This window comes from Novipirellula caenicola, from assembly GCF_039545035.1.
In the GTDB taxonomy this organism is placed as follows: Bacteria; Planctomycetota; Planctomycetia; order Pirellulales; family Pirellulaceae; genus Novipirellula; species Novipirellula caenicola.
The window spans coordinates 230,714-256,656 of record NZ_BAABRO010000004.1; the positions used below are offsets into that span (position 1 = coordinate 230,714).

The 25,943-nt window shown below is 54.7% G+C and carries 13 protein-coding genes and 1 pseudogene; 10 read left to right on the top strand and 4 right to left on the bottom strand.

Going from position 1 to position 25,943, the window contains the following annotated elements:
• Positions 1-238: 238 nt before the first annotated feature.
• Together ABEA92_RS10570 and ABEA92_RS10575 are read left to right on the top strand one after the other, a co-directional pair.
• The gene (locus ABEA92_RS10570; RefSeq protein WP_425572423.1) at positions 239-1,456 is read left to right on the top strand and encodes a DUF1559 family PulG-like putative transporter; all 1,218 of its coding nucleotides are present in this window, start codon (positions 239-241) and stop codon (positions 1,454-1,456) included.
• A 101-nt stretch (positions 1,457-1,557) separates the two neighbouring features.
• Positions 1,558-1,740, top strand: a complete 183-nt coding sequence (locus ABEA92_RS10575; RefSeq protein WP_345683794.1) for a hypothetical protein — start codon at positions 1,558-1,560, stop codon at positions 1,738-1,740.
• A 192-nt stretch (positions 1,741-1,932) separates the two neighbouring features.
• Here ABEA92_RS10575 and ABEA92_RS10580 read toward each other — a convergent pair whose 3' ends face one another.
• Positions 1,933-4,485, bottom strand: coding sequence for a right-handed parallel beta-helix repeat-containing protein (locus ABEA92_RS10580; RefSeq protein ID WP_345683795.1), 2,553 nt, complete (start codon positions 4,483-4,485; stop codon positions 1,933-1,935).
• Positions 4,486-5,168: 683 nt separating this feature from the next.
• On the opposite strand from ABEA92_RS10580, the gene ABEA92_RS10585 reads away from it, so the two are divergent.
• The 3 genes and pseudogenes from ABEA92_RS10585 to ABEA92_RS10595 all read left to right on the top strand — a co-directional run bounded on the left by ABEA92_RS10585 (position 5,169) and on the right by ABEA92_RS10595 (position 7,411).
• A complete protein-coding gene (locus tag ABEA92_RS10585) occupies positions 5,169-5,996 on the top strand; it encodes a TMEM43 family protein (RefSeq protein WP_345683796.1) in 828 nt (275 codons plus the stop codon).
• 12 nt (positions 5,997-6,008) lie between these two features.
• Positions 6,009-6,473 (top strand): annotated as a pseudogene (locus ABEA92_RS10590) (TMEM43 family protein); the annotation flags it as partial.
• A gap of 380 nt (positions 6,474-6,853) precedes the next feature.
• Positions 6,854-7,411, top strand: a complete 558-nt coding sequence (locus ABEA92_RS10595; protein WP_345683797.1) for a GNAT family N-acetyltransferase — start codon at positions 6,854-6,856, stop codon at positions 7,409-7,411.
• Here the strand turns inward: ABEA92_RS10595 and ABEA92_RS10600 are convergent.
• Both ABEA92_RS10600 and ABEA92_RS10605 read right to left on the bottom strand, forming a co-directional pair.
• Entirely contained in the window at positions 7,381-8,316 is a 936-nt protein-coding gene (locus tag ABEA92_RS10600; protein ID WP_345683798.1) for an N-acetylglucosamine-6-phosphate deacetylase, read from the bottom strand. The two genes, ABEA92_RS10595 and ABEA92_RS10600, sit on opposite strands and share 31 nt — an antisense overlap.
• Entirely contained in the window at positions 8,313-9,077 is a 765-nt protein-coding gene (locus ABEA92_RS10605) for a glucosamine-6-phosphate deaminase (protein WP_345683799.1), read from the bottom strand. Before ABEA92_RS10605 ends, ABEA92_RS10600 begins: the two co-directional genes overlap by 4 nt.
• Positions 9,078-9,337: 260 nt before the next feature.
• On the opposite strand from ABEA92_RS10605, the gene ABEA92_RS10610 reads away from it, so the two are divergent.
• From ABEA92_RS10610 to ABEA92_RS10620, 3 genes are all read left to right on the top strand, one after another.
• The gene (locus ABEA92_RS10610) at positions 9,338-10,675 is read left to right on the top strand and encodes an NRAMP family divalent metal transporter (protein WP_345683800.1); all 1,338 of its coding nucleotides are present in this window, start codon (positions 9,338-9,340) and stop codon (positions 10,673-10,675) included.
• 254 nt (positions 10,676-10,929) lie between these two features.
• On the top strand, positions 10,930-16,962 hold the full coding sequence (locus ABEA92_RS10615) for an alpha-2-macroglobulin family protein (protein ID WP_345683801.1): 6,033 nt from the start codon (positions 10,930-10,932) through the stop codon (positions 16,960-16,962).
• Between the two features lie 7 nt (positions 16,963-16,969).
• Entirely contained in the window at positions 16,970-17,617 is a 648-nt protein-coding gene (locus tag ABEA92_RS10620) for an RNA polymerase sigma factor (protein WP_345683802.1), read from the top strand.
• Between the two features lie 339 nt (positions 17,618-17,956).
• On the opposite strand, the gene ABEA92_RS10625 is transcribed toward ABEA92_RS10620, so the two are convergent.
• Positions 17,957-21,001 (bottom strand): CHAT domain-containing protein, encoded by a 3,045-nt coding sequence (locus ABEA92_RS10625; protein WP_345683803.1) that lies wholly within the window; start codon positions 20,999-21,001, stop codon positions 17,957-17,959.
• A 282-nt stretch (positions 21,002-21,283) separates the two neighbouring features.
• Between ABEA92_RS10625 and ABEA92_RS10630 the strand changes: the two genes are divergently transcribed.
• Both ABEA92_RS10630 and secA read left to right on the top strand, forming a co-directional pair.
• Positions 21,284-21,949, top strand: coding sequence for a hypothetical protein (locus ABEA92_RS10630; protein ID WP_345683804.1), 666 nt, complete (start codon positions 21,284-21,286; stop codon positions 21,947-21,949).
• Between the two features lie 262 nt (positions 21,950-22,211).
• A complete protein-coding gene (secA, locus tag ABEA92_RS10635; protein ID WP_345683805.1) occupies positions 22,212-25,922 on the top strand; it encodes a preprotein translocase subunit SecA in 3,711 nt (1,236 codons plus the stop codon).
• The last annotated feature ends 21 nt before the right edge of the window (positions 25,923-25,943 follow it).

Here is a 25,943-nt window from a genome sequence, read left to right on the forward strand (position 1 = left end):
ACAGTTGGCCTCACAAGTCAGCACTTCGGCGTCCAAATCCACCTTAAAGCCAAATGGTGGACGTTTCTATCGAATACCCAATGAGCTCGTCTGAGCGGTTTCGGTCGTAGCGCACCAGCACATCGAGCAAGGTGGATGGGCTGATTTCTGACGTGCCTTGCGTTTTGTCGTTATCGGGCAAGGCAAATCTATTCGCGTTCCGCTTATTGGAACAAACTCTTTTCAAAAGGAGATGCATATGCGCGTCGACTCTCGAAAGAAAGGCTTCACACTCGTGGAGCTGCTCGTTGTGATCGCCATTATTGGTGTACTTGTTGGACTGTTGCTTCCCGCAGTCCAAGCCGCCCGTGAAGCCGCCCGCCGGATGAGTTGTAGCAACAACTTCAAACAGATCGGCTTGGCGTTACACAATTACCATTCCGCTTACAAACAATTACCGGACCACGGCGGGGGGACGACCGTCGCCACCGGTGGTAATCGTGTCGGTGGAAGCGCCGCAGCGGTTCCCAAAGTTTCCAACTTTCTGGAACTCAGCTGGCTCGTTGGGGTGACTCCTTTCATGGAGCAGCAAGCACTTTGGGAACAGATTTCTAATCCACTCAAAGATCCAAAGACGGGAGCGTTGTGGCCGCCGATGGGGCCGAACCCACGCATGGATATCGCAAACTTCAATGCTTCCTACTATGCGCCGTGGATGACCGAGATTCCAGGATTGCGATGCCCCAGCGATCCTGGTGTCGGTTTGCCGGCGAAAGGCCGCACCAACTACCTCGGCTGTGTTGGCGATTCGGCACGCTATATCAACGGTGGCGTCAACGATCGCGGCGTGGACACCAATGCGGCCGGAGCCCGAGCGGCATGCCGCGGCTTTTTCAAACATCGCCGAAAAAGTCGATTTCGTGACGTCCTCGATGGACTTTCCAACACGATTTGTGCGGGCGAAATTGCAACCGACTTAGGCGACAACGATGTTCGTACACGTGGCAATCAACAGACCGGTGGCAGCGTCTCGCTTGCCAATGGTAACACCCGATGCGACAGCAAGGTGGATCCCGAACGTCCTGGGTTCTGGAAAACACCGCCGTCCGCAGGATTTGAAACCGCCGGCGGTATTCCACGAGCCGAGCAGCGACGTGGATACGAATGGTCGATGAGCCGCGGAATTTGGGGGATGCTAAACACCATCAAACCGCCAAATTCGTATCTCTGTGCTGACAGCAACAATTTCAACGACGGGATCTACCCGCCCAGCAGTCGTCACCAAGGCGGTGTGCATGTTTTGATGGGCGATGGGGCTGTCAAATTCGTCACCGACTCGATCGAAGCAGGCGACCAAACGAGTGCCCACGTTAGCAACGAGAGCAACCGATTGCCCGCTGGTTCGAAGAGCCCGTTTGGGTTGTGGGGAAGTCTTGGAACCCGCGCCAGCAAAGAGATCATCGACGAAGACTTCTAGTCGTTCACCTTTCCTTATTGGATCCCCTGTCCTCCTTCCCAAGCGAGACCGTTTGGGAGGGAGGATGCATCAACTCGAAATCGTTTTAGGAGTTTTTAAACATGTCAAAATCTTGGATGCTACTTTCACTGTTCACGTTCGCATTGGTCGTTAACGCTGGTTGCAGTGCCGATTCGGGAGCCCCATCGGAGGTGGCCGAACTCGACGAACTCGAGCAATACATTGCCGAGAACCCATCGGCGGCCGAAGAAGGCAGTGACTCGCCCATCGATGGTTCCGACTGAGTCACGGGCCCAATGAAAGAATAGAATGAAATGGACAGAGCATGATGCAGCGATTCCGCGTCTCGAAAAACATGCTCTGTCCCGCTCAGGGACCGCGGCCCCTAAGCGGGACGAGAAGTCAGCCCCGTGCCAATTCAGATTGCGTGAATTTGATTGGTGCAAATTCACGCAATCGATTTTCAACGGTGCGAATCAGGACTCGTCGATTGAACGCAGCAAATCTCGTAGAGCCTTTCCTGTCATCACCAAATCGACGCTGCCCGATCCCATCACACGAAGTCCATCGTCAGTCATTCCACTGACCGGCACATCCACGCTCACCTGATTGTCGGAATCATCCAAGATCAATGCGTCTCGATAGCGATCAACTAAGTCTGTTTCACGTAGCTTAAAGTCAACGATCAGGTCGAGATCCCCATCGCCATCCACATCACGCAATTGAAATCCGCTTGCGGATGCGGAAGCCCACACCACGGTGGAGGCGTCAATCAAAGTTGCGTCCAATTGGTTGGTGGAATGTATCACCACACTCACCGTTTTGTTGCCTTTGTCGGCTGAATTTAAATTCAAGTGACTCTTCGGGATTTCAACATCCGCATGGAATACCGTTTGCTCGACCGCGCCAATATCAACCGCATTTCCTTGGACGCGATCCGCACCTCGTTGATCCGTGGCAATCAACTCGACCAATGCATCAACACCACCATCCACGACGGGACTACCCGGCAACGGAGCATGGGTCAGCGTCGCTCCTCCGTTGTCTTGCAACGAGCCGAGTTGTGGATCAAGCGGTGACGCTTGAGTTCCGGTTTGATCTTGCCCAGACCCAACCAAGTCGACGTTGTCAGCTTCTCCAAAGAAGTTCCCTCCTAATGTGGTCGCGGTACCCGCCACATCACTCGCAAGTCGGTCATCCTCGGATCCATCGTTTGAATCGCCCCTCGTGTTCTCAGCAACAATGGAGTTTCCGAAGTTCAGCTTGCTCGACAGCGACGTCACTCCACCGGCGTTACCTCCGTGGTTCTCGACAATGGTCACATTTCGAATATTGAGATCTTCTCGGACGACTCGTGAATTCATCCCACCTACAATCACCCCGTTATTGCCAGAGATGGTCGTGTTGCTGATGTTGCCGCCGATCGAAGCCAAGTACATGCCACCAGCATTGCCGCCATCATTTTCGTAAATCGTCGTATTTGAAAGCTCAATGTGACCATTGCCATGATAAATCCCAGCCGCCCCCGCTCCGATGCCAGGCCCCTCGCGAAGCGCAACATTATGGGCGATCGTCGAGTCCGTGACGGTCATGGTTGGAAATCCTTCGGGGGTCGAAAACCCTGTGTAGGAATGAAGCCCCGCTGTGCCTCGGGCAACATTACCTTCGACAAGGACGTTTGCGAATGTTGAGTTAGCGGATCCGAAAATTGCCACTCCACCCCCGTGCCGGAACACATCAGGAGCAATTTGATTTCCCGTAACCTCGGTGTTGGAAATGTACACCTCGGACATGAAGTTGTAGTTCACCGAACTCCATGCCCAAACCTCGATGCCTCCACCGTTACCACGCGTCTGGTTACGTGAAACCACGGAATTGGTGATCACGATCGGCGCGGCGGTACTGGGCAAAACCCCAATCCCGCCGCCACCACTAGTTGAATTCGAAAAGATACTGCCGTTCTCGGTCGCGGTGACCTGATCAATTAAAACACCATCCGCATCCACGATCTTGATGCCATGCACCTCGTTGCCGTTAACCAAAGTGTCCGTAATGGTCACGTCGGAAGAACCGGATAGATGAATACCGGTCAGTAGATTGTCGGTCATCTCACCACCGCCAATCGAAGGCGACTGATTGTTGCGTCCCCAAACACCATGATGACCGTTACCCGACATCACCCCACCACGAAGGGTTGGCGATTCACTGTCCTCTATCGAGATCCCGCTGTAACCGTTTCCTGAATATTCCCCATCGTTGATCGAGATTAAATTGATCTGCCAGACCCGAACCCCGTTGAATCGGTTGTCCGTCGCTTGCACATTTTCAAGAACGACATCTCCGGTGGCATTACGAGAATAAATCCCGTTAGCGTTGTTGTTCGCTGAAATTGTATTTTCCACCGTCAGATTGTCCGGATAGTCAACAATCTCACTTGACACATCATCTCTCAATTCGGCAGACCACAAACCTTGGAAGTTGTTTTCAAGCAGACTGTTGCGAACCACTAAATCACCGTTTTGATGAACAATTCCGCTATTCCGGCGTGACCCCTGGACATGCACGTTGTCGACGGTGACGTCGGCCTCGCTGACAACGCGAATCCCAGCCAGTTCTGTTCCTTCAAACTTCAAATCTTGGATCGTCAGTTCAATTGCAGCATCGACTAAAAGACCTGGGCCCTCAGCCGATGTCCACAAAACATCCGTTGCGTTGCCGGTTGCTCCTCGCAACACGATGGGTGAATCGTCGGTGCCATGGCTTTGCAATGAGACAGACTCGTTGTAAGCACCTCCTGCCGCCCTTGGTGCAATGATGACTTCATCAGCGCCAGTGCTTTGCATCGCTGCCTGAATTCCCTCGGTGATACTCGCAAAAGGGGATTGCGCAGTACCATCATTACCTGCCGCGCCAAATTCAGCGTCCACATAGAATGTCGTGAGCATCGCCCGCGTCTCTAAACTCTCTGCCAACAACCGTCGTCGCCGCCGAGATTTAAGCGTGTCACGCTTCTGGTTCACAAACAACATTTTGATTCCTTTTCCATGAGTCCAACGACATGAACGTAGGCGGAAAACCAAATTATGGCGGGCCATCCGCCAATAGCCCTGCAAGATCGTACCGTTTCACCTCCTTCGCGGTCAAACAAAAGAGCCGGAGATAGCGAAGGAGACTGCGAAGGCTCTCAGTAGCCAGCTTCCGCTGGCGGTAGCGGACATGACTTTGATGTAACGCTATAGACTTAAAAACTGCATAGAATTCGAGGCGTGCCAGACGGTGTGCCGCGCGACGAGCGAATACGCCCCGTGCTGGACGGGCCCACGATAATGGAGACAAGACGAGGTGGACACTTGTCAATTCTCGATCAATGCGTCGAGAAATCTGCCAGCGGGACTGCAACATTCGGTCTCAAACTTGAATCGAAGACGGACCATTAGCCAGAGCATCGACAACAATGCTTTTCAAACTCACGGACTAGCTTGCGGACGATCGTGCTCGCTTCTTGAAAATAAGGCGTTACGTGTGTCTTCTCACATCCCCTAGGCTCGTGGGCGTCACCTGACGATTCTGACGCAATCTTCATCGCCCCCACGATAGCGTCTAATTCGAGTATGATTTCGGATCATGGGTCGCGTGTTCGCGATACGTTCATCGGTTTTCGGCGGCGACCTGGCGTTTTTTTCACTCGCCCATTGGATGCGGAAACGGTTGGATGGTTACCGAAGTCACTCATCAATCTTGGTTTAGCCGTATCGTCGGGTCGATCAAAGGCATCGTCATCGGCGGGCTGCTGTTTTTGATTTCGTTTCCGCTGCTGTTTTGGAACGAAGGACGCGCCGTCCGTACCGCCAAGGGACTCAAGGAAGGTGCCGGAGCGGTGGTCCGCGTGAATGCGGATTCCCCCGATCCGTCGCATGATGGCCACTTCGTTCATGTCAGCGGTAAAGCCCATTCGTCGGAACGGTTGACCGACGACGCGTTCGCCATCACGCTGGAGGGGATTCGACTGAACCGACACGTCGAAATGTACCAATGGATGGAGGACGAGGATCGAAAAACCAAAAAGAAAGTCGGCGGCGGAACGACGACCACAACGACGTACAGCTACGAAAAAGTCTGGGCCGATCATCGGATTGATTCGGCAGACTTCAAAGAGTCCGGACGCAACAATCCGCCACACATGCCGTTTCAGAATCGTTCCGTTCAGGCCAGCAACGTCGTTTTGGGTGGATATCGCTTGCCCGATTCGTTGGTCAACCAGATCGATCTCTCAGAGCCTCTTTCGTTTACCAAGGCGTCGCTGCCTGCCGAGATCCGCGATCACGCTATCCTGCGAAACGACGGTCCCAATGGTTCGCCACGGCTGTATTGGCCCGCGAACAAACCACTTGCGTCCGCTGAAAGCAGCCGATCGGTTAACTCAGGTCCAAACGATCCGCATGACCCGACGGTGGAAACGCAGTCAGAGCCTGCCAACGCAGGAACTCAAGCCGATGTCGTCACGAGCGACACCCCTACGATTGGCGACGTGCGGATCTGATTCAGCTCGACACCGAATACCGACGTTAGCGTGATGGCCAAACAATTCGGTGAAACGTTCGAACCCTATGCGACTCACGCGGGCACCGAACTGAACATGTTGTCGGTGGGCGTGGTCAGCCCCGAAGCGATGATCGCCCGCGCCGAAGCCGACAATGCCAATCTGACCTGGATACTACGCGGAGTCGGCGTGATCTTGATGTTCTTCGGAGTTCTAATGGGGATGAAACCACTCGCGGTCTTGGGGGACGTGATCCCGCTATTGGGCAGCATCGTGGCGTTTGGAACCACGTTCGTGGCTGCGGGGATTGCGATTAGTCTTTCGTTGGTCACGATTGCGACCGCATGGATCGTCTATCGACCGCTGCTGGGAATCGGGTTGATGGCCGTGGCGATCGCGATCATTGCCTTTTTGGTGATACGATCGAAACGAAAACCCGAAGTGCTCGCTCCCGGCGTGTTTGAAGTCGTCCCCTAGAAAACTGCAAAAGCGGCACTCCCCAAAAGTTTTGGGGGACATGCCTGATCGCAGGAGAGTCTTGACGACTGCCGACTATGAAGTCCGAGGTTGGCAGTCCGCTAAAAATCGGTCGGCTCGGTGGCGTTCGCTACGACAGGCATGACGTGCTTTAACCGCAGAGACCGAAGCAACCGCACGGTTTAAAGCCGCAGGACACTATTTGCCGCGAGACGCCGAAAACAGCATCCTTGCAGCGTGCTAGGCTTTATCAAAGTTGTTAGGCTTAAAAGAGGGCTGACGCGGCGATCAAGCTCGGGTTTGCAGGCCAAATTTTCAGGCCAAATGCTGCGTCCCCAAATCAGGGCGTTCGATCGGCCAAGGTTGCTGGATAAAACACGATGGGATTAACGTACTTCAAGCGATTTCGGATGGAGTTTGATCTCACCGGCCCCATGATCGACGAAGTGGCAACACCAGCGGGCTACGAATTGGTTCCCTTTTCGGACGATCTCCTTCGCGATCATGCGACGGCAAAGTACCGCAGTTTCCGCGAAGAGCTTGACGCCAACGTCTTCCCCTGTTTGGCCCGACGCGATGGCTGTTTGAGTCTGATGCGAGAGATTACTGGGCGGATCAGCTTTGTCCCCGAAGCGACTTGGTTGGTCCATTTCCGCCCAACTCGCTCCACCCGCGCCGAACCCGTCGGCACGATCCAAGGTTTGCAGTTGGAAGGCTGGGGCGCGATCCAAAACGTCGGTGTTTCCCCCGAGCATCGCGGTCGTGGGCTCGGTTCCATCTTGTTGGCGCGTGCCGCCGAAGGATTTCGCGCCGCCGGGTTATCGCAAATGCACCTTGAAGTGACGACCGACAATACCGCGGCAGTGCGACTGTACGAGCGACTGGGATTCCGCCGAGCCCAAGTGGTTTACAAGGCGGCCGAAGTCGCCGGCGTGTAGCCAAGCAACCGTTTCGGGTTGTCCCGCATCCAAGCATCCACCTCGGCTGCGGTCGCGGCAAGATCTCGCATCAAGATCTCACGCATCCGCGGCAGCGTCGTTGCACATCCGGCAAAGTGCGTCCGGCATGCCGCCCACGCAGCGCCATCGTCATCGACATAGACCGTTTGTCCGGCCAATTGGTATTCGCCCGGCCCAAGCCCCGCTGCGGCGATCGCGTCGCTGACGATCACCACGTTTTCGCTTGGCATGCAGCGCAAATAGTTTCGCAGTGCAAATGTCGGAACGTGATGTCCGTCGGCAACGAAGCTAATCATCAAGCGATCCGAACGGCTCAAAACCCGTTGAATGATATTGTCATGCCGATGCAATTGACTCGGACATCCATTCCCCAGATGCGTGTAAAGCTCGAGCCCTGCGTCGATACAACGGTCCAGCTCGACTAGCGACGCATCGCTATGCCCAGCGGCGACGACCACGCTGCGGTCCCGCAAGAAACGCGTCACGGTAGCGTCCGAATCCATTTCCGGCGCCAGCGTCACCAATCGCACATACCCTTTGCCCGCATCCAACAATCGTCCGGCCGCCTCGATCGTGGCAAGCTGGACGGCGTGCTTGGGATGCGCTCCAACAAAACCGTCCACCGGGCTGATAAAGGGGCCTTCGACATGAATCCCCGCAATCTGTTTACGAATTTCGGGGACCGAATCAATCCAATCGGCGATGCGAGCGATTCGCGATACCATTTGATCCATCGGCGCGGTGATGATGGTCGCCAAGGTTTGCTCGACTCCATCACAAGCCAATTCGGTACAGGCAGCAACGAAGTCGGATTCGTGCAAATCATCGGAATTAAAGTCAACTCCCGCATAGCCGTTGACTTGCAAGTCGATAAAGCCGCTCACGTGATCGGTTCCAATTCGTTCCGAGTTTCTTCACTCAATTGATTTGCCGCCGCCTTGTCGATGATCAGCGTCGTGCCTTCATGCTGCTTTAAAATACTGGCAGGCACCATCGGGTCGATTCCGCCCTCGAGCGTTTGGCGAACCGCTGTGGCTTTTTGAGCATCGGGGACGCTACAAAAAATTCGTTTCGCTTTGAGGATCTGGTGCACCGACATGCTGATCGCCTCGGTTGGCACGTCGCTGAGCGAGGGGAACCACCCTTCGCCGACTTGTTGCATGCGGCATGCTTCATCGAGTTTGACGATCAAGTACGGATCAGTGGTTTCAAAATCGGCAGGCGGATCATTGAACGCCAAGTGTGCATTTTCACCGATGCCGACCAAAGCGAGATCGATGGTCGTTTTTTGAAGCGCCGAACCGATCGTGGCAATCGTTTGCTTGGGGTCTTGGTCACCATACAGAAAATTGAATTGCGAAATCGGCACGTGGTCGACAAAACGCTCTTTCAAATAGCGGCAAAACGACGCCGGGTGATCGGCGGACAAACCAATGTATTCATCCAGATGAAATCCGGTGACACTGCCCCAATCGATGTCGGGTTGTTTGACCAATTCGCCCAACACTTCGAATTGTGACGCTCCGGTGGCGATCACAATGGTGGCGTGTCCCTGTTGTTGGATTGCGGTTCGGATCACTTCGGCAGCCTGTTTGGCAACCCAGTGGCCCATGGCAGTTCGATCAGCGGCTAAAATCGTACGCATCTTCACTTTGACGTTGAGGTGGGGTTCGGACGGGTGGGATCAGACGGGGTGCAGCAAATGGGGTGCAGCAAAAATTCCGGGTGCAGGAAAACTTCGTTTGGGCTTCCAGCAGTGGAAATCGCATTGGAAATGATAGTCAGATCCACGGATCTTAGGGCGACGAAATGCTGGCGACCCCAAATCTCTATAGATATTGACTATAACATGTTGCTGCGGGCCAGAAGGACTGGCCGACTTCATGGCACTTTTGGTAACCGATTGTGGTAGATCATAGCGAAACATACACGGCTGATGCGAGTGACGCCCCAATTTCCGCGTCGGCCCCGAAAAATTGGTTCAGCTGGTTGACTCGAGTCGGGCCGGCGATTGTCGTCGCAGCCGTCGTTCTCGGTCCCGGCAGCATCGTTAGCGCCAGCCGTGTGGGCTGCGAATACGGGCTCGATTTGCTGTGGGTGGTGCCGTTTGCCGGGCTGCTGATGATCGGCATGACGATGGCCTCGATGATGATCGGCGTGTGCAACCGGAAAACGCTCTGCCAAAGTGTGGCGGACACCTTTGGTCGGCCGGCCGCATGGATCGTAGGCGGTTCGCTAATGATTGCGATCACCCTTTTCCAAGCGTCCAATAATAATGCGATGCTGATGGCGGCGGGAGGTTTTGTTGGCCCCTCGACGCTAGACAACCTCAGCCCCCTAGCGAAAACATCGCTACTGCTAATCGTCAATCTATTGATTATCGCGATCGTTGTGTTGGGACGGCGTGATCTCTATCGATTGGTCGAACGGATGATGGCAGTCTTGGTCGGGATGATGGTGGTCGCGTTTGGATTGAGCATGATCGCGTCGCAACCATCGATCAGCGAGATCGGCATGGGGTTGATCCCCAAGCTTGCAGCCAGTGGCGAGACAAATTCGCCTGGCGATACCGCTGCGGCCGTTTCTTGGCTAAGCATCGGAGCGATGATCGCGACGACGTTTTCGGTGGCGGGCGCATTCTATCAGTCGTACCAAGTCAAAGAGAAAGGATGGACGCAAGCGGATTTGCGAGTCGGGCTGGTCGACAGTTTTGTCGGCATTGCCTCGCTCGCGCTGATCACCGGAATGATTTTTGTAACCGCCGCGACAGCGCTGCATGGTGTGATCGACCCCAGCGAGTTGAAAGACGCCAGCATGGTTGCAATGTCGCTGGAGCCCATGTTTGGCACGTGGGCAAAAATCGTCTTTTCGCTGGGAATTTTTGCGGGCGCGGCAAGCTCGTTTCTCGTCAATGCGCTCATTGGCGGCGTGGTGTTTTGCGACGCCATCGGACTGAGCAGCAAAATGTCTTCCACAAGCGTCCGCACCTCGACCATCGTGGCACTGTTGTTGGGATGGCTGGTAGCCAGCACGGTGACGATCACGGGGATCGACTTGGTCAGCTTTATTGTCATCGCCCAGGCGTTGACGGTGCTCTGTTTCCCAATCCTGGCGATCGTGATCGTTTGGCAGTTACAAAAGCTTGCCGTCCGCGTGCCAATTGCCATCAAAGTGCTCAGCTGGCTTGGTCTCATCGTGGTGCTGGCGTTGTCAGCCCGCACCTTGTGGGGGCTATTGTCGTAGCGATTAAAAAGGCGACTCAACAACGGCGCGTCCCTCCCAACGTGGTGGCAGCGTCCTCGGGTACTCGGTAGCACCGCTTTTTGGGGATAAGGCGTCGCAATTTTGGGGGCAGCGACGCCACTTCGCATCCCCACCAACGGCGGGCGGTACGAAGGGCAAGATTTAAAAGTTTTCCGGCTAATAAATCGGTCCGCCGTTCGTTACCATCACGTTGACGCACCTTTTCAAGCTACCCCCAACGCGCGAGCTTTCTCTTGTCGTACCGCATCTCTAACTTTCAAAAGTTCGGTTTTGCCAGCGTTTTTGTCCTCCTGTTTGCCACGCTGCTGTGGGCGGCCGAGCCCAACGAGGCCACCTGGAAGGAGGTTCAGGACGCCATCAATCAGGGGCTACCCAAAACGGCCGTGGAAAAGTTGGAACCGATCATCAGCAAAGCCAAGGCCGAAAAAGATTACGACGAAGCGATCAAGGCAATTGGGATGAAAATCTCGCTCGAAGGCACGATTCAGGGAAATCGTCCGGAAGAAAAAATTGCTCACATGAAGGCCGAAATCGAGCAGGCGCCCGCCGCGATGCAACCGATGATGCAGGCGATTGTCGCTCATTGGTACTGGCACTTTTTCCAGCAAAACCGCTGGCGGTTCATGCAGCGGACGCAGACCGAAGCCCCCGTTAGCGACGACATCAACACGTGGGATTTGCCGCGGATCTTGGAGGTCACCGCTGAGCAATTTGACAAGGCACTCGACGACACCGATGTGCTTCAAAACACGCCGATCGCTGACTATGACGAATTGATCGAAAAAGGAACGGCACCGGACGACTATCGCCCCACGCTTTGGGATTTCCTCGTCTTCGAAGCACTCGAGTTCTATTCGGCCGCCGAACAAGCCGGTGCACGCAGCGAAGATGCTTTTGACTTGCAAGCCGACAGTCCCGTTTTTGCTGCCGCCAATGACTTTATGAATTGGACTCCGGCAACCGAGGACACCGATTCGCCCAAGTTCAAAGCGATCCAGTTGTACCAGCAACTCTTGAAATTTCACCGCGACGACACGGATCAATCGGCGTTCATCGACGCCGACCTGCACCGACTCGAATTCGCCTACAACCAAGCCTTTGGCGAAGAGAAGGCGGCACGTTACAAGGCGGCACTGAAACGGTTTGCCGACGAACATGCATCGCACGTGATTTCGGCACGTGCCCTACACAACTTGGCCTCCGTCGTGCACGGTGAAAACGACTTGGTCAATGCCAAAGAAATCGCCGAGCAAGGCTTGGCTCGTCATCCCAACAGCATCGGTGGAAACCGCTGTTACAACCTGATCAAGCAAATCGAAGCCCCCTCGGCATCGATCACGACCGAACGTGTGTGGAACGCTCCGTGGCCGACCGTGGATGTTCGCTACCGCAACGTCGAGAAAGTGTACTTTCGATTAGTGACGTTTGATTTCGACGAATTCGTGAATTCAAATCGTTACCAACCGATGCAACTCAATCGTGCTCAGCAGGCCGCCTTGATGAACCAAAAAGTCATCAAACGCTGGTCTGCGGATCTGCCAAAAACCGAGGACTATCAAGAACGCGTTGAACAAGTGAAGGTGCCCGAGGATATCCCGGCTGGATCGTATTTCTTGTACGCCAGCCACCGCGAGGATTTCGCACACGACGACAACCAAGTCAGCATGGCCGAGGTTTGGGTCAGCCAGTTGGCGTTGGTGCTGCGAACCGCTAGCGGCACGGGAACGCTCGAAGGCTTTGTGCTGGACGCAAAAACCGGGGAACCACGCCAAGACGCGTCGGTCAAGATTTGGGCCAACGAGGGCAACCGCCGGGTGGCTTTGCCGACCGTCATCACCGACGCCAACGGCTTTTTCAAAACGAAAGCCAACAACCGCCACAATTTGATCCTGTTGGCGTCACATCGCGGGCAACGACTTTCGTCCAACCATGGCATTTCGGTTTATCAATCGAATAATCAAGAACGCACCCACCAACAGACCCAATTTTTTACCGACCGCACGTTGTACCGCCCAGGGCAAACGATTCGCTACAAAGGAATCAGTTTCTCGGTCAACCAAACCAGAAACAATTATCAAACGTTAGCGAATCAACAAGTGGTGGTGGTCTTCTCGGACGTCAACGGTAAAGAAATCGAGCGATTGACACACCGCACGAATGACTACGGCAGCTTTAGTGGCAGCGTGACCGCTCCGCGAGACCGCTTGATGGGGCAAATGTCACTGCGGGTCGATGGCGTCGCGCGTGGCCAAACCCAGTTTCGGGTCGAAGAATACAAACGTCCGAAATTTCAAGTCAAACTAGACGCCCCAAGTGCACCCGCCAAATTGGGCGAATCCGTTACCATCCCAGCCAAAGCGACCGCCTACACCGGAGCCGCGATTGATGACGCGTTGGTGTCGTGGCGTGTGGTCCGCGAAGTGCGCTATCCAATTTGGTGGACATGGTCGTCGCGTCGTCTGTGGTTCCCCCCACGACCACAGGGCAACCAAGAAATCGCTCATGGCACGACGCGTAGTGGTGCCGATGGATCGTTTGAAATCACGTTTGATGCCAAGCCCGATTTGTCGGTCCCCGAAGAAAGCGAGCCGACATTTCAGTTCACGGTTTACGCTGACGTAACCGATTCCACGGGCGAAACACGCTCGGATCAACGTTCGGTCCACGTTGGCTACACTGCACTTGCCGCCACGATGACAGCCGATGATTGGCAAACCAGTGACGAGCCAGTCGCGATTTCGATTACCACCAAAACGCTTGACGGTGATGGACAGTCCGCCGAGGGCACGGTGACGGTGTATCAATTGAAACAGCCAAGCGAAGTCGTCCGTCCGTCACTTGGTGGACATCACTATCAACCACTGCATCGAGCGGACTCGAAACCGGCACCTGATTTGTCGGACCTCAACACGTGGGAACTCGGTGACCAAGTTGCCAAACAAGACTTCCAAACCGACGGCGCCGGCAACGCCAAGTTGACATTCGATTTGACCGCAGGCCCGTACCGAGCCAAGCTCGAAACACGAGATCGGTTTGGCAAACAGGTCACCGCACTGCTACCGATCAAGGTACTTGACCCGCAGGCCAAGAAACTTGCGATCAAGATTCCTGATCTTTTCATGCAAGAAAAGAATTCGCTCGAACCGGGCGAAACGATGCGAGCGATCTGGGGCAGCGGCTATGAAACCGCCCGCGCGTTCATCGAAATTGAACATCGCGGCAAACTGCTAAAAAGTTATTGGACGCCTGCGAATTCGACTCAAGTTGTGATCGAACAACCGGTCAACGAATCGATGCGAGGCGGCTTTATCGTGCGAACGACGATGGTTCGCGAAAACCGAGCCTACTTCCATAACGAGCGAATCGAAGTGCCGTGGACGAACAAGGAGCTAGATATCCAGTGGGAGCACTTTGTTTCCAAACTGGATCCTGCTGCCAAAGAGACGTGGACCGCGATCATCAAAGGCCCCGACGCCGAACGTGCGGCCGCCGAGATGGTGGCGACGTTGTATGACGCGTCGCTCGATGCGTTCCAGCCGCACACGTGGATGCAGCGTTTCAACGTCTTCTACCAAGACTACTCGAGGATGCATTCCCAGTTCGAAAATTCGGCCGAATCGCTGCGTCAAATTTGGCACGGATGGCATCGCAATCAGCGGAACGGAAACTTGTCCTATCGCCACTATCCGTCGATGATCGTGGAAAATTTGTGGGGATACCAATTCCGAAACCAAAAGAAAGGGGGCATGCGATCACGAATGAGGACCGATAGTTTGGAGGCATTCGCAGCGCCTGCACCAATGTCGGCGGCCATGGATGCCGGGGCGATGATGGGCGAACCCGGAGGCCTCGGGGCCAAGTTGATGATGGAAGCTGACGCCGAGATGGCCGGAGGCGAGCGACAGGCTGCCCCGCAAGAGGGTGGCGATGGCCAGGACGCCGCCAACGTCGATCTCGAAAATGTTTCCGCACGCAAAAACCTGAACGAAACTGCGTTCTTCTTTCCTCATCTACTAGCCGGAGACGATGGTACTGTGCGGATGGAATTCACGATGCCCGAAGCCCTGACCGAATGGAAGTTCCTCGGTTTCGCTCATGACACGAAATTGCGCAGCGGCTTTCTAAGCGGCAAAACAGTGACGGCAAAAGACTTGATGGTCCAACCCAACCCACCTCGTTTTGTTCGTGAAGGCGACTTGATCGAATTTACGGTCAAGGTCAGCAACCAATCGCCAACGCAACAAACCGGACAGGTTCGTTTGTCGTTTGCCGATGCAAAGAGCACCCAAAATGTTGATACCAAACTCGGCAATGACACCGCGGTTCAATCGTTCACGATTGCCGCCGGCCAATCGCAATCGTTGTCGTGGAAGATCAGCGTGCCCGATGGAATCGGCTTCTTGACCTACAAGGCCATTGGATCTACCGGACGACTTTCCGATGGTGAAGAAGGTTATTTGCCAGTCCTGTCACGCCGTGTGTTGGTAACGGAATCGATTCCATTGCCGATCCGCGGCAAGCAGGTGAAGCAGTTTGATTTTGAAAAGCTGCTTCAATCCGGTAGCTCCGACTCGCTACAACATCAATCATTGACACTGCAGGTCGCATCGAATCCGTCATGGTACGCCGTGATGGCGCTGCCGTACTTGATGGAATATCCGTACGAGTGCAGCGAACAGGTATTCAACCGATTGTACGCCAACACGTTGGCCCAGCATATCGCCAACAGCGATCCCAAGATCGAGCGTGTGTTTGATCAGTGGCGAGGCACCGCGGCGCTGGACAGTCCGCTGGAAAAGAACGAAGAACTGAAAACGGTGATGCTCGAAGAAACCCCTTGGGTTCGCCAAGCGGAAAATGAAAGCCAGGCTCGTCGCAACGTCGGTATCCTGTTCGACAGCAATCGGCTGCAGGACGAAACGAAGCGGAACCTGTTTAAATTGACCGAGATGCAACTCGAAGACGGTTCGTGGCCTTGGTTCCCCGGCGGACGCGGCAATGACTTTATCACGTTGTACATCACAACGGGTTTTGGTCGGATACGACATTTAGGCGTGACCATCGATGCCCAACCTGCGATCCGGTCACTGACGCGGCTCGACGGCTGGGTGACCAAGCAGTACGAGGACATCAAACCAGAGAATCGCGACAAAAATCACCTGTCGACAACGATCGCGTTGTACTTGTATGGCCGAAGTTTCTTCTTGCAGGACCAGGCAATTGCAGCGGAACATCGTGAAGCGGTCAATTACTGGGTCAACCAAGCGAAAACGCATTGGTTGAAATTGGCGGTCCGGCAATCGCAAGCTCACATGGCGGTGGCACTGAAGCGATTTGGTGAAGCCGAAGCCGCGCAAGGCATTATGGCATCGATCAAAGAACGATCGGTCAGCGATGAAGAGCTTGGCATGTATTGGCGGGACACCGAATTGTCATGGTGGTGGTACCGTGCTCCGATCGAAACCCAAGCAATGATGATCGAAGCCTTTGACGAAGTGATGAACGATCACGAGGCGGTCGAAGCGTGTAAGGTTTGGCTGTTGAAACAGAAGCAAACGCGAGATTGGAAGACGACCAAAGCGACCGCGGACGCGATCTACGCATTGCTGCTGCGAGGCAGCGATCTGTTGGCGTCCGATGAATTGGTCCGCGTTGAACTTGGCGAGAAATTGATCGAGCCGGGAAATGTCGAAGCCGGAACCGGATTCTACGAGGCCCGCTTCGCTGCCGGCGAAGTCAAACCAGAACTTGGCAACGTCACCATGAAAAAAGTCGACGAAGGCGTGGCTTGGGGCAGTTTGCACTGGCAATACCTCGAAGACATCAGCAAAGTGACGCCTCACGAGGGCACGCCATTAACTCTGGAAAAGAAGCTGTTTGTCAAAAAGAACACCGCCGATGGTCCAACGCTGGTCGCAGTCGATGGGCCGGTCTCGGTGGGAGACGAGTTGGTCGTGCGAATCGTTTTGCGGACCGACCGCGATATGGAGTATGCTCATATGAAAGATTATCGCGGCAGCGGCACCGAGCCGGTGAACGTTTTATCTCAGTACAAATACCAAGATGGACTGGGGTATTACGAATCAACTCGTGATACGGCGACGCATTTCTTCATCGACTACTTGCCAAAGGGAACGTATGTGTTTGAGTACAGCACACGCGTCCAATTGAAAGGCGAGTACCAAACGGGATTTGCGAACATCGAGTGCATGTATGCTCCCGAATTCAACAGCCACAGCGAAAGCTTGCCCATTGTGGTCCAGTAGGTACCCCATGACGATATCAGAACCTAGCGAAATCGATGCTCACTTGGTCGCTCGGATTCGCGATGGCGATTCCGATGCTTGGCAAGCATTGATCGACCGTTACGAAGGCCGGTTGTTGGCGTACACCAACAGCCGGATTCGAGATCGAGCGGCGAGTGAGGATATTGTGCAAGAGGCCTTCGTGGGGTTCTTGATCAGTTTGCCCAACTACGACGGATCGAAACGGCTGGAAAGCTATCTGTTTTCGATTTGTGCTTACAAATTGACCGACCACCTGCGGCGCGAAGGTCGACGCCCTGCGTTGCAGCTGCATCGCCGTGCATCGGGTGACGGAACCAACATCGATTTCGCTGGCGGTGAACGTGTTGCCAGCTCGATTGCCCGCAGTGGCGAGCGAAAACAGATCGAACAGTCCGCGATTCGTGATGCGATCGCCGAGCAGATCCAGCGGTGGAAACAGGGCGAAAGCTGGTCCAAGCTCAAAGCGATCGAGCTGTTGTATGTCGTCGGATTGTCCAACAAGGCGGTGGCCGAGAAGACCGATTTGACCGAACAACAGGTCGCTAATTTCAAAAGCGATTTTCAGCTCCGTTTGCGTTCGATCATCAGCCGCATGAATCTCGACGCTGAAGTGTTCCCTGAATTGGCGGAGTGAGTTGGCTTACGCTTCGCAAAAGTAGCGCTGACTGGGCGTTCTCTGGGAGGGCGTCGAGTTTGAAATTTGCAGAAGTATTTGGCGGGCCGAAGGTTCAGTCATTTGCATAGCCCAGGCTAGACGTAGCGAGCTTGCGAGCGAAGCTTAGGTCTGGGGCTCTGCTCCTTCGCAACGGCCGAAACTCTTGGCGGCTTGTTGATTTAATGAAGTTTCCTGCGGCAAGGGGTGTATGATGGACTTTCTAGTCCGTCAATGGCGCATTCGACGGACGAGGAAGTCCATCGTACGACTAAAACAACAAGCCGTTGGCGAGTTTCGCTACATTGATTCCAACCTTCGCTACGGCTTTTCTGCGGCGTTTGGATCGATCGGAGACGACAGCAGATAGCCGGCCCAAAACAGCGGCTCTTCGCCGGTAACGTTTTCAAGATCCTTGTCGGCATGGGCCAACAGCGGCTCGGTCAACGGATCCAAGTCAGAGCGCCGCAACACCATCCGCGCCCGTCTCCACGCGTCGACCATTCCTGAAAACGGCAGCTCTTGTGAAAATTCGCGAAGCACAATCGCACTGGATTCGCCGCCCACGGCCCAGCGGCTGATCAACACATCATCCACACCTGCGATATTCAACGCACACAAGGTCATGAACAGATCGCGTCCATCCCCGAGTCGCGTCGCTTCGGCCTGCGAGCGGAAACCGGCCAATGCGATCGTCTTGGGCAACTGAGATGGCAATTGCAACCATGCTCCGAGCGATGCGTTGGGTTTTCCTGCCTCGTACGGCAACACGCTCATGGCAAACGGGTTGTTCATGTCCATCACGCTTGGCGCAGCGACGATCAAACTGTCCAAAACAAGCCCCAGCATCGTCGTCGGAGGCATCTCCGCCACAGGCAACAAGATCGATCCCGCTGCCGCATCGACGATCGATTCAGTGATTGCGGTGTTGACCTCCAAGTCACGTGGGGCAAAGAAACGATTGGCTGCAAGCCCCACCGCTCGACTCTTTTTGCGAACGGGCATGGGTCGGACCGCCAATCCAGGCGTTGCGGCGTAGCGGATACTCATCTTGTCGCCCAGGAATTCAGCGTCTTCACCATCAATGGGAAGCATGTCAAACGGCAGATACCACAGCGGTCCATCGGGCACGATCACCAAATCATCAATGTCAGTGCCCGCGAAAAAACTTGCGTCGGGAAACAAAAACTTCAACAACGTCGCAGCATCTTTTCGCCATGCGTTATCTTCGGGCAAACGCGCCCCACGCGTCTTGCCCACACCGATCGATCGCAACACGGATCCAATCATCGCGGGCAATCGTGACGTGTTGTTGTTGGTCCACGATTGTGTATTTCCGTTCAACGAAAACGTCGTGTACAAACGGTTGCCTACAAACGCAAACGTGACCAGCGCCGTTCGTTTCGGCAATCCTTGGATCGGTGCTTTTTCATCCACTCGTGGCGGGGCCAAACGTGGCAACGATCCACGCGAAAATGCGATCAGCGTCGCCAGCGATTCTTGTTGTTGCGCTAGTTTTTCAACCACCGAATCGTTGACCGTTTCCGCTGGCAAATTGGCATTGTCCAAAACCATCTGGCGAAGCCGCTTGAATTCGGCAGGACCTTGGTCGCGAAATTTCCTCTGATCATCGCTCAGCGTCTGCTCATCGGCACTGGCCAACACACGCACATGTGCGATCCGGCCCGCCAACGGCATCGTTTGCGAGAACCGTTCGGCGAGCAGGGTGTCGGTGCGGGCCAAAACTTTGACGCCATCGGTCTGCTCGGCCGCGATTGCAAGTCGCATTGCCAGCGCGGCCAATCGATCGATTGTCAAAAAGGTCATCGCGTCGACTGGATCACGCCGCCACAATCCGGGCGGCGGATCGTTGGTGAAGTACTCGAGAATCGCATCGCTTGTCGAGCCTCCGATTCGGGTTCCAAGCGACTGGCTTAGCAATGCAAATTGATACGTACTGGGCATCGAAACCAGCGTCCGATTGCGTACCCGATGCTGCTGGGCAAAGGTCCGCATCGATCCATACGCCTTGTCAACGACGCTATTCGATTTCAACCCAATTGCGTCACCGCGAGCCGCAGCCAATTTCGCAGCAACAAAGGCTCCGTACGCATCGATTCGAGGTTGCACCACGTCGCGACGGTCCGAAAGCGATTTGGCATGACCGATTGAGAGCGTCGCAGCATCGTAATCACGCGATTTGACAGCCGCATCCGCCGAGGCGACGAAACCGTGTACCGACGCGAGTCGTGATTTGCGGAGCATGGCATTGGCAGCCGTATCGGCAGCCGTGCGTACGACATTCGCCTCCTTGTCGCTGGCCACTCCAGCGGCCAATTGCAACGCCTCGCCGATCAGTTCGGGTTGCTCAAGCGCTGCAGCCACGTTCACGCACGCTAACGCCGCAGCAAGCGATCCTTCGGCGGTGTCGGACTCGGCTAACACCGATGCTTGAACCAGCAGCGCGATCGCCGACAATGGATGGGCTCCACCACTGGACAACGCGGACTTCGAAGCTTCGGGAAACGCACGCTTGTCGTCGTACGCCGCGAAACGAGCCGCACCGTGCAGTGCTCCGACCATCGTTTGCGCGACCGGTTGGGGGATCCCACCGACATTAGTGGACTCGGCCAATTCGTTGACAAAGTTGTCCTGCTCTGACAATGGCCCCAAGATGATCCGTCGACGATACGACGCGATCGCGAGCCCACGCATGATTTCGATGATGTCCATCGCACGCAGGTTGGGTTCTTCGATCACCCCGCCTTGGATCAACGTTTGCTCGGTCACCTGTTGCCCTGAACGGTACATGATCCGATCGGACGTTGGGATGCGTTTGATCGCCATCGCAGCCGGCCAAACTCCCGGCGGCGGGGACACTTGCACCCCGTCACGGACCGCTGACCGCCAATCGACTTTATTCAACCAACCGCGATAGCGAATCGCGACCTGCATCGCAGCATCAATGTTCTCGCGAGCTTGCGGTACGCTGCCCATGTGCCAATAACATTCCGCCAACATCGCATACACAGGAATTGAATCGATCCAACGCCCATTGATATCGCGGCGGGTGCTGCGGAGAGCCCCCTCAAAAGCGTCTAATGCATTTTCAAGATCGCCACTGCGGTAGATCTCCAGTGCAATGTAGTACTCCTGTGACGGATAGCGACCACCAGGCTCGATCCCCCCTAAGGTGCCAAAAGACCCTAAACCACTGCCTTGGGCGAAGGAGACTTGGGGTGTTAAAGACAACACACTGGCCGCCGCGATCAGGCAAGCGAGAACTCGCGTCAACATTGTTTTAGAAAAGTCCGTTCGAGGAAAATCAGAGTACGCCAAAACGTGGCTGGATTGAAAATCGCTCATGGGCATGGATTCGACGGCAAAGAGAGGGGGCGGAGCTGCGACGCGGGCGATCGGGAATTCGTTTCATGCTCCCACCATTCCATCCACATCGTGAAGCAACAGAAAACGATTCGCTCGATCGGATGTTATCCTAGGAGCTGATTGACGCGGCGTCGAATGATTTTCCGAAAGCGGACTCCCTCTCAGTATATTGTCCGCTGAAGGGGGCGAGGTTTTTGATTCTGATGCCGAGGAAGCTTCACACGATCGACATTTCCTTCACTTTGGCACCGAGCTATTTGCATGACGAACGAATCGTCCCGACCGAATCCTTACGCCCCTGCGGGGGTAATCGAATCAGAGTCGGACGACGCCCTTCATGATATCAATGGTGACCTGACCTCGGACGTCCGCCATCGGCTGCCGATTTGGCGAATTGCGATTCGCTGGACGTTTGTTTGTTCATTGAGTGCCATTCCAAGCTTTTTGTTTGGAATGGTTGTCACCAAGCACCAGCAAATCCCGGCGATGCTGGTTGGAATCGCCATTTTTTGTGCTTTGTACACCTGGTTGGATTGGCGGACGGCTCAGCAGGCGTGGCGGAACAAAAAGTCGCTAAAATGGACTCTAGGCATCATGTATGGAACGCGAGTCTTGATCTCGATCGCCGTGCCGATCGGGGGAATGCTTGATATCATTTGCGGAGTCGTCTCGACGTCGTTGGTAACAAAGATGACGGGATTCGAGTTCGAGCCGGGCGGGCCCGAGAGTGAAATCTCGACGTTTGGCGAGTCCTTTTTCCCTGTTTTGTTAACCACACTGATCCAAGGAGGCCTGATGAATGTCGTTCTGGCCATCTATGGGATCGTCGTTTTTGGCATTGTTTTGGCGATCCGGGCGATTTCGGGCAAGAACGAACCGCAGAGAGAAAAAACAATCGCAGTTGACCCATCTTCACTAAACTCGTAACTTGCGGATGTAACGGCATTTAGGTACGCGTTTTTGTAACGTGTGCCGCGATGATTGCATGGAGGCTTCCGGCTCGGTCCTGGATTTGCCACAACCTTCATGTTGACCCGCAAAAGTGTCATATTGACGCTCGCGCCGACGGATCAAACGTACACAGGTTCTGCTCTCGTGGTGGGCAATTTTTAGCCTGTGCTTTTGAGACGTGTTCATCCAGATACTGCGATTCCCCCGAATCGCACACGACCTTACCCCGACGAAAAATATGTCTTTCTTCGAACGACTTTTTGATATTTGTGGCGTTGTCTTCGGTGGCGCTTTCGGTGCTGTGGAACGCAGTATCACCTCGGTTTTCGGTTCTGCGAATGCTCGTCATGTCGCAAAACTACGCCAACGTGCCGAAGCGATCGGCGAGTTGGAACCCAAATACGAGGCGATGAGCGACGAAGAGCTCCGTCAACAAACCGAAAACTTTCGCAAACGACTCCGCGATGGTGAAACGCTCGACGATATTCTCGAAGAAGCCTTCGCGGTCTGTCGCGAAGGGGGCAAACGCTTCTTAGGCATGCGTCATTATGACGTCCAACTGATCGGCGGGATGGTGCTGCATAACGGCAACATCGCTGAAATGGTGACCGGGGAAGGTAAAACGTTGGTGGCAACGCTGCCGGCATACCTCAATGCAATCGAAGGCAAGGGCGTTCACGTCATCACGGTCAACGACTATTTGGCCCGTCGTGACATGGAATGGATGGCCCCGCTGTACATGAACCTAGGATTGACCGTTAACGCAATCCAATCCGGGATGTCGACGGCTGAAAAACAAGCTGCATACGCCTGTGACATCACTTACGGAACGAACAACGAGTTCGGATTCGATTACCTGCGTGACAACATGCGTCCCGCCGCCAAGGGTGACGACCGGTACCCAAAGGAAGCTCAACAGTGCCAAGGACCGCTGAACTACGCGATCATCGACGAAGTCGACAACATTCTGATCGATGAAGCCCGGACCCCGCTGATCATTAGCGGCCCGGCCGATTTGGATCTCGGCCGCTACGCCGATGCCGATCGCGTCGCGCGTCAACTGAAGAAGGAAGTCCATTTCACCGTCGATGAAAAACAACACAACGTCACGTTGACCGACGAAGGAGTTCGTGAGGCCGAGAAGCTAGCGGGAGTCGAAAGCTTCTACACCGCTGGCAATATGGAATGGCCGCACTTGATCGACAACGCGCTGAAAGCTCATTACCTATACAAATTGGACGTCAACTACGTCGTCAAAGATCGCCAAATTGTGATTGTCGACGAGTTCACCGGACGGTTGATGGAAGGTCGCCAATGGAGCGACGGACTGCACCAAGCGGTCGAAGCCAAAGAAGGCGTGCCGATCAAACAAGAAACACAAACCTTCGCCACCGCGTCGCTGCAAAACATCTTCAAGATGTACAAAAAGCTTTCCGGGATGACCGGGACGGCGATGACCGAAGCGACCGAGTTCATGAAGATTTACGGACTCGATGTCGTTGCGATTCCGACCAACCGCGAAATGAAGCGGATCGAACATCTCGATTTGATCTATCTGACCGAGAAAGACAAATTCAAAGCGCTTGCCGATGAGGTCGAACGAGCTCACAAGTGGGACGTGATCAATCTGAAGGATGGCAACGAGGTTTGGGGGAAAATCCAAAAGAGCGACGACAACGAAGTCGTGATCATCGCCAAGGGAGAAAAGAATCCCGAGACCTATGCGATGAGCAAGATCGAATCGATCGAACGCAGTGGACGGCCGGTCTTGATCGGTACCGTCAGCATCGAAAAGAGCGAGCGGTTGTCCGAATTGCTCGAACGCCGTGGAATCAAGCACGACGTTTTGAATGCGAAAAACCACGGTCGTGAAGCTGAGATTGTTTCGCAAGCAGGTCGTATCAACGCCGTGACGATCGCAACGAACATGGCCGGTCGTGGTACCGACATCGTGCTCGGGGGCAATCCGGAAACGATGGCGTGGGCACAATTGCAACACAAATACCCCACCCGGCTGGAAGTGCCCGACGACGAGTGGAACGCCTTGGTCGAAGAGATCGATGCACGCGAAAAAATGAGCGAAGAAGGCGACGTGGTTCGCGACTTGGGCGGTTTGTACGTGCTCGGGACCGAACGTCACGAATCCCGCCGAATCGACTTGCAACTTCGCGGTCGTTGTGGACGTCAAGGCGACCCGGGGTCGAGCCGATTCTTTCTGTCGTTGGAAGACGATTTGATGCGGATCTTTGCTGGCGATTTTGTCAAAAGCATGATGGAACGCCTGGGCATGAAAGAGGGCGAAGCGATCGAACATTCGATGGTGACTCGCCGCATTGCCTCGGCTCAGAAAAAGGTCGAAGAACGCAACTACGAAATTCGCAAGAGCTTGCTTGACTATGACGAAGTGATGGACGAACAACGCAAACGCGTCTATCGCTATCGCCAAAACTTGCTCGACGGCCATAGTTCTCGCAACATGATCCTGGATCTGATTCGGGCTCAGATCGAAAAATTCGTCAACACCTTCCTCGACCCCAACTACGGCGTCGACACGTTCGCTGCGTATGCCGGCAGCCAGCTTGATTGCCAACTCGAGTCACGCGATTTCCAAAATATGGATTTCGAGATGGCCAAGACGTATGCGGTCGACCAAGCCGAACGTGCAGCGGAAGTCACGGTTCACGAGATCATCGAAGAAAATCTTCCTCAAGCGATGGAAGATGAGTGGAATTGGAAGGCGCTGACCAATTGGGCCAACACCCGGCTTGGCACCAATTACCAAGAACACCAATTGAAAAACATGGATCGTGATGAACTCACCGACGAACTGATCCAAAAAGCCCACGAGCGAATCGGGACGGTCGATCTGACGGAAGGCGAACCGTTCTTGGATGCCGACTTTGGTCTGCGAACGATGTGTGCGTGGATGCGTCACAAATTCGGAATCGAAACGACCCCGGACGAATTCCGCGACGTCGAAGATCTGCGTCAAGTCAGCGAGTCGCTGTACAAGCGAGCCGAAGAAGCCTACACGCAGAAGGAATCCGAATACCCCGTCATTGCCGGCATTTCTCGCTTCACTGAGAAGCAAGGTGCCCAAATCTCGCTCGACCGCGAAGGATTGGTCGATTGGGTACAACATCGATTTGGTGCCCAACTGACGCCCGACGAAGTACGACTGAACCGCGACGACTTGAAGGCACAACTTGTTGAATTCAGTCGCAAGGCCGGCGGTGCTGCGAAAGAGAAAAATGAGATCGCACAGCGAAAACTGAACGAGTTGTTCGGGAAAGCTGGAAAAGACACTACGGCGGCAGTTGCCTCCGGGAAAAATGGCAGTCTCGAAGAATTTGCGGATTGGTTGAAAAACGAATTCAACTACCGGGCGATCAAGGAAGACTTGTTGCGAATGAACCGCCAAGAATTGTCGTTGGCGGTCGATGGTGCGGTGGACGACCGCTTCTATCCTGAAATGCGGCGGATGGAACGCCAGATTTTGCTAAGCATTGTGGACGAAGCTTGGAAGAATCACCTGTTGACGATGGACCATTTGCGCAGCAGCGTGGGACTGAAAGGCTACGCCCAACTTGACCCCAAAGTCGAATACAAACGCGAAGGCATGCGGTTGTTCGATGCGATGTGGGAATCGATCGGCGAGCGCGTGACCGATCTGATCTTCCGTATGGAATCGTTCAACGAGGAATTCATCCGCAGCACATGGGTCGAAGCGACCACCAGTCGCACCGATCCGAGTGCAGCCAGCCCGCCACGCCAAGAAATCGATTCCCCTGCTCAACGAGCGGCTCAATCGAGCAACCAGGACAATGAATCGCGTCCTGACCCGGTGCGTCACTCCGAACCGCGTGTCGGTCGCAACGATCCCTGCCCGTGTGGTAGTGGCAAAAAGTATAAATCGTGCTGCATGCGAAAAAGCGGTCCGGTAGTCTAGTTTTTTTAGTCGCTAGTTTTT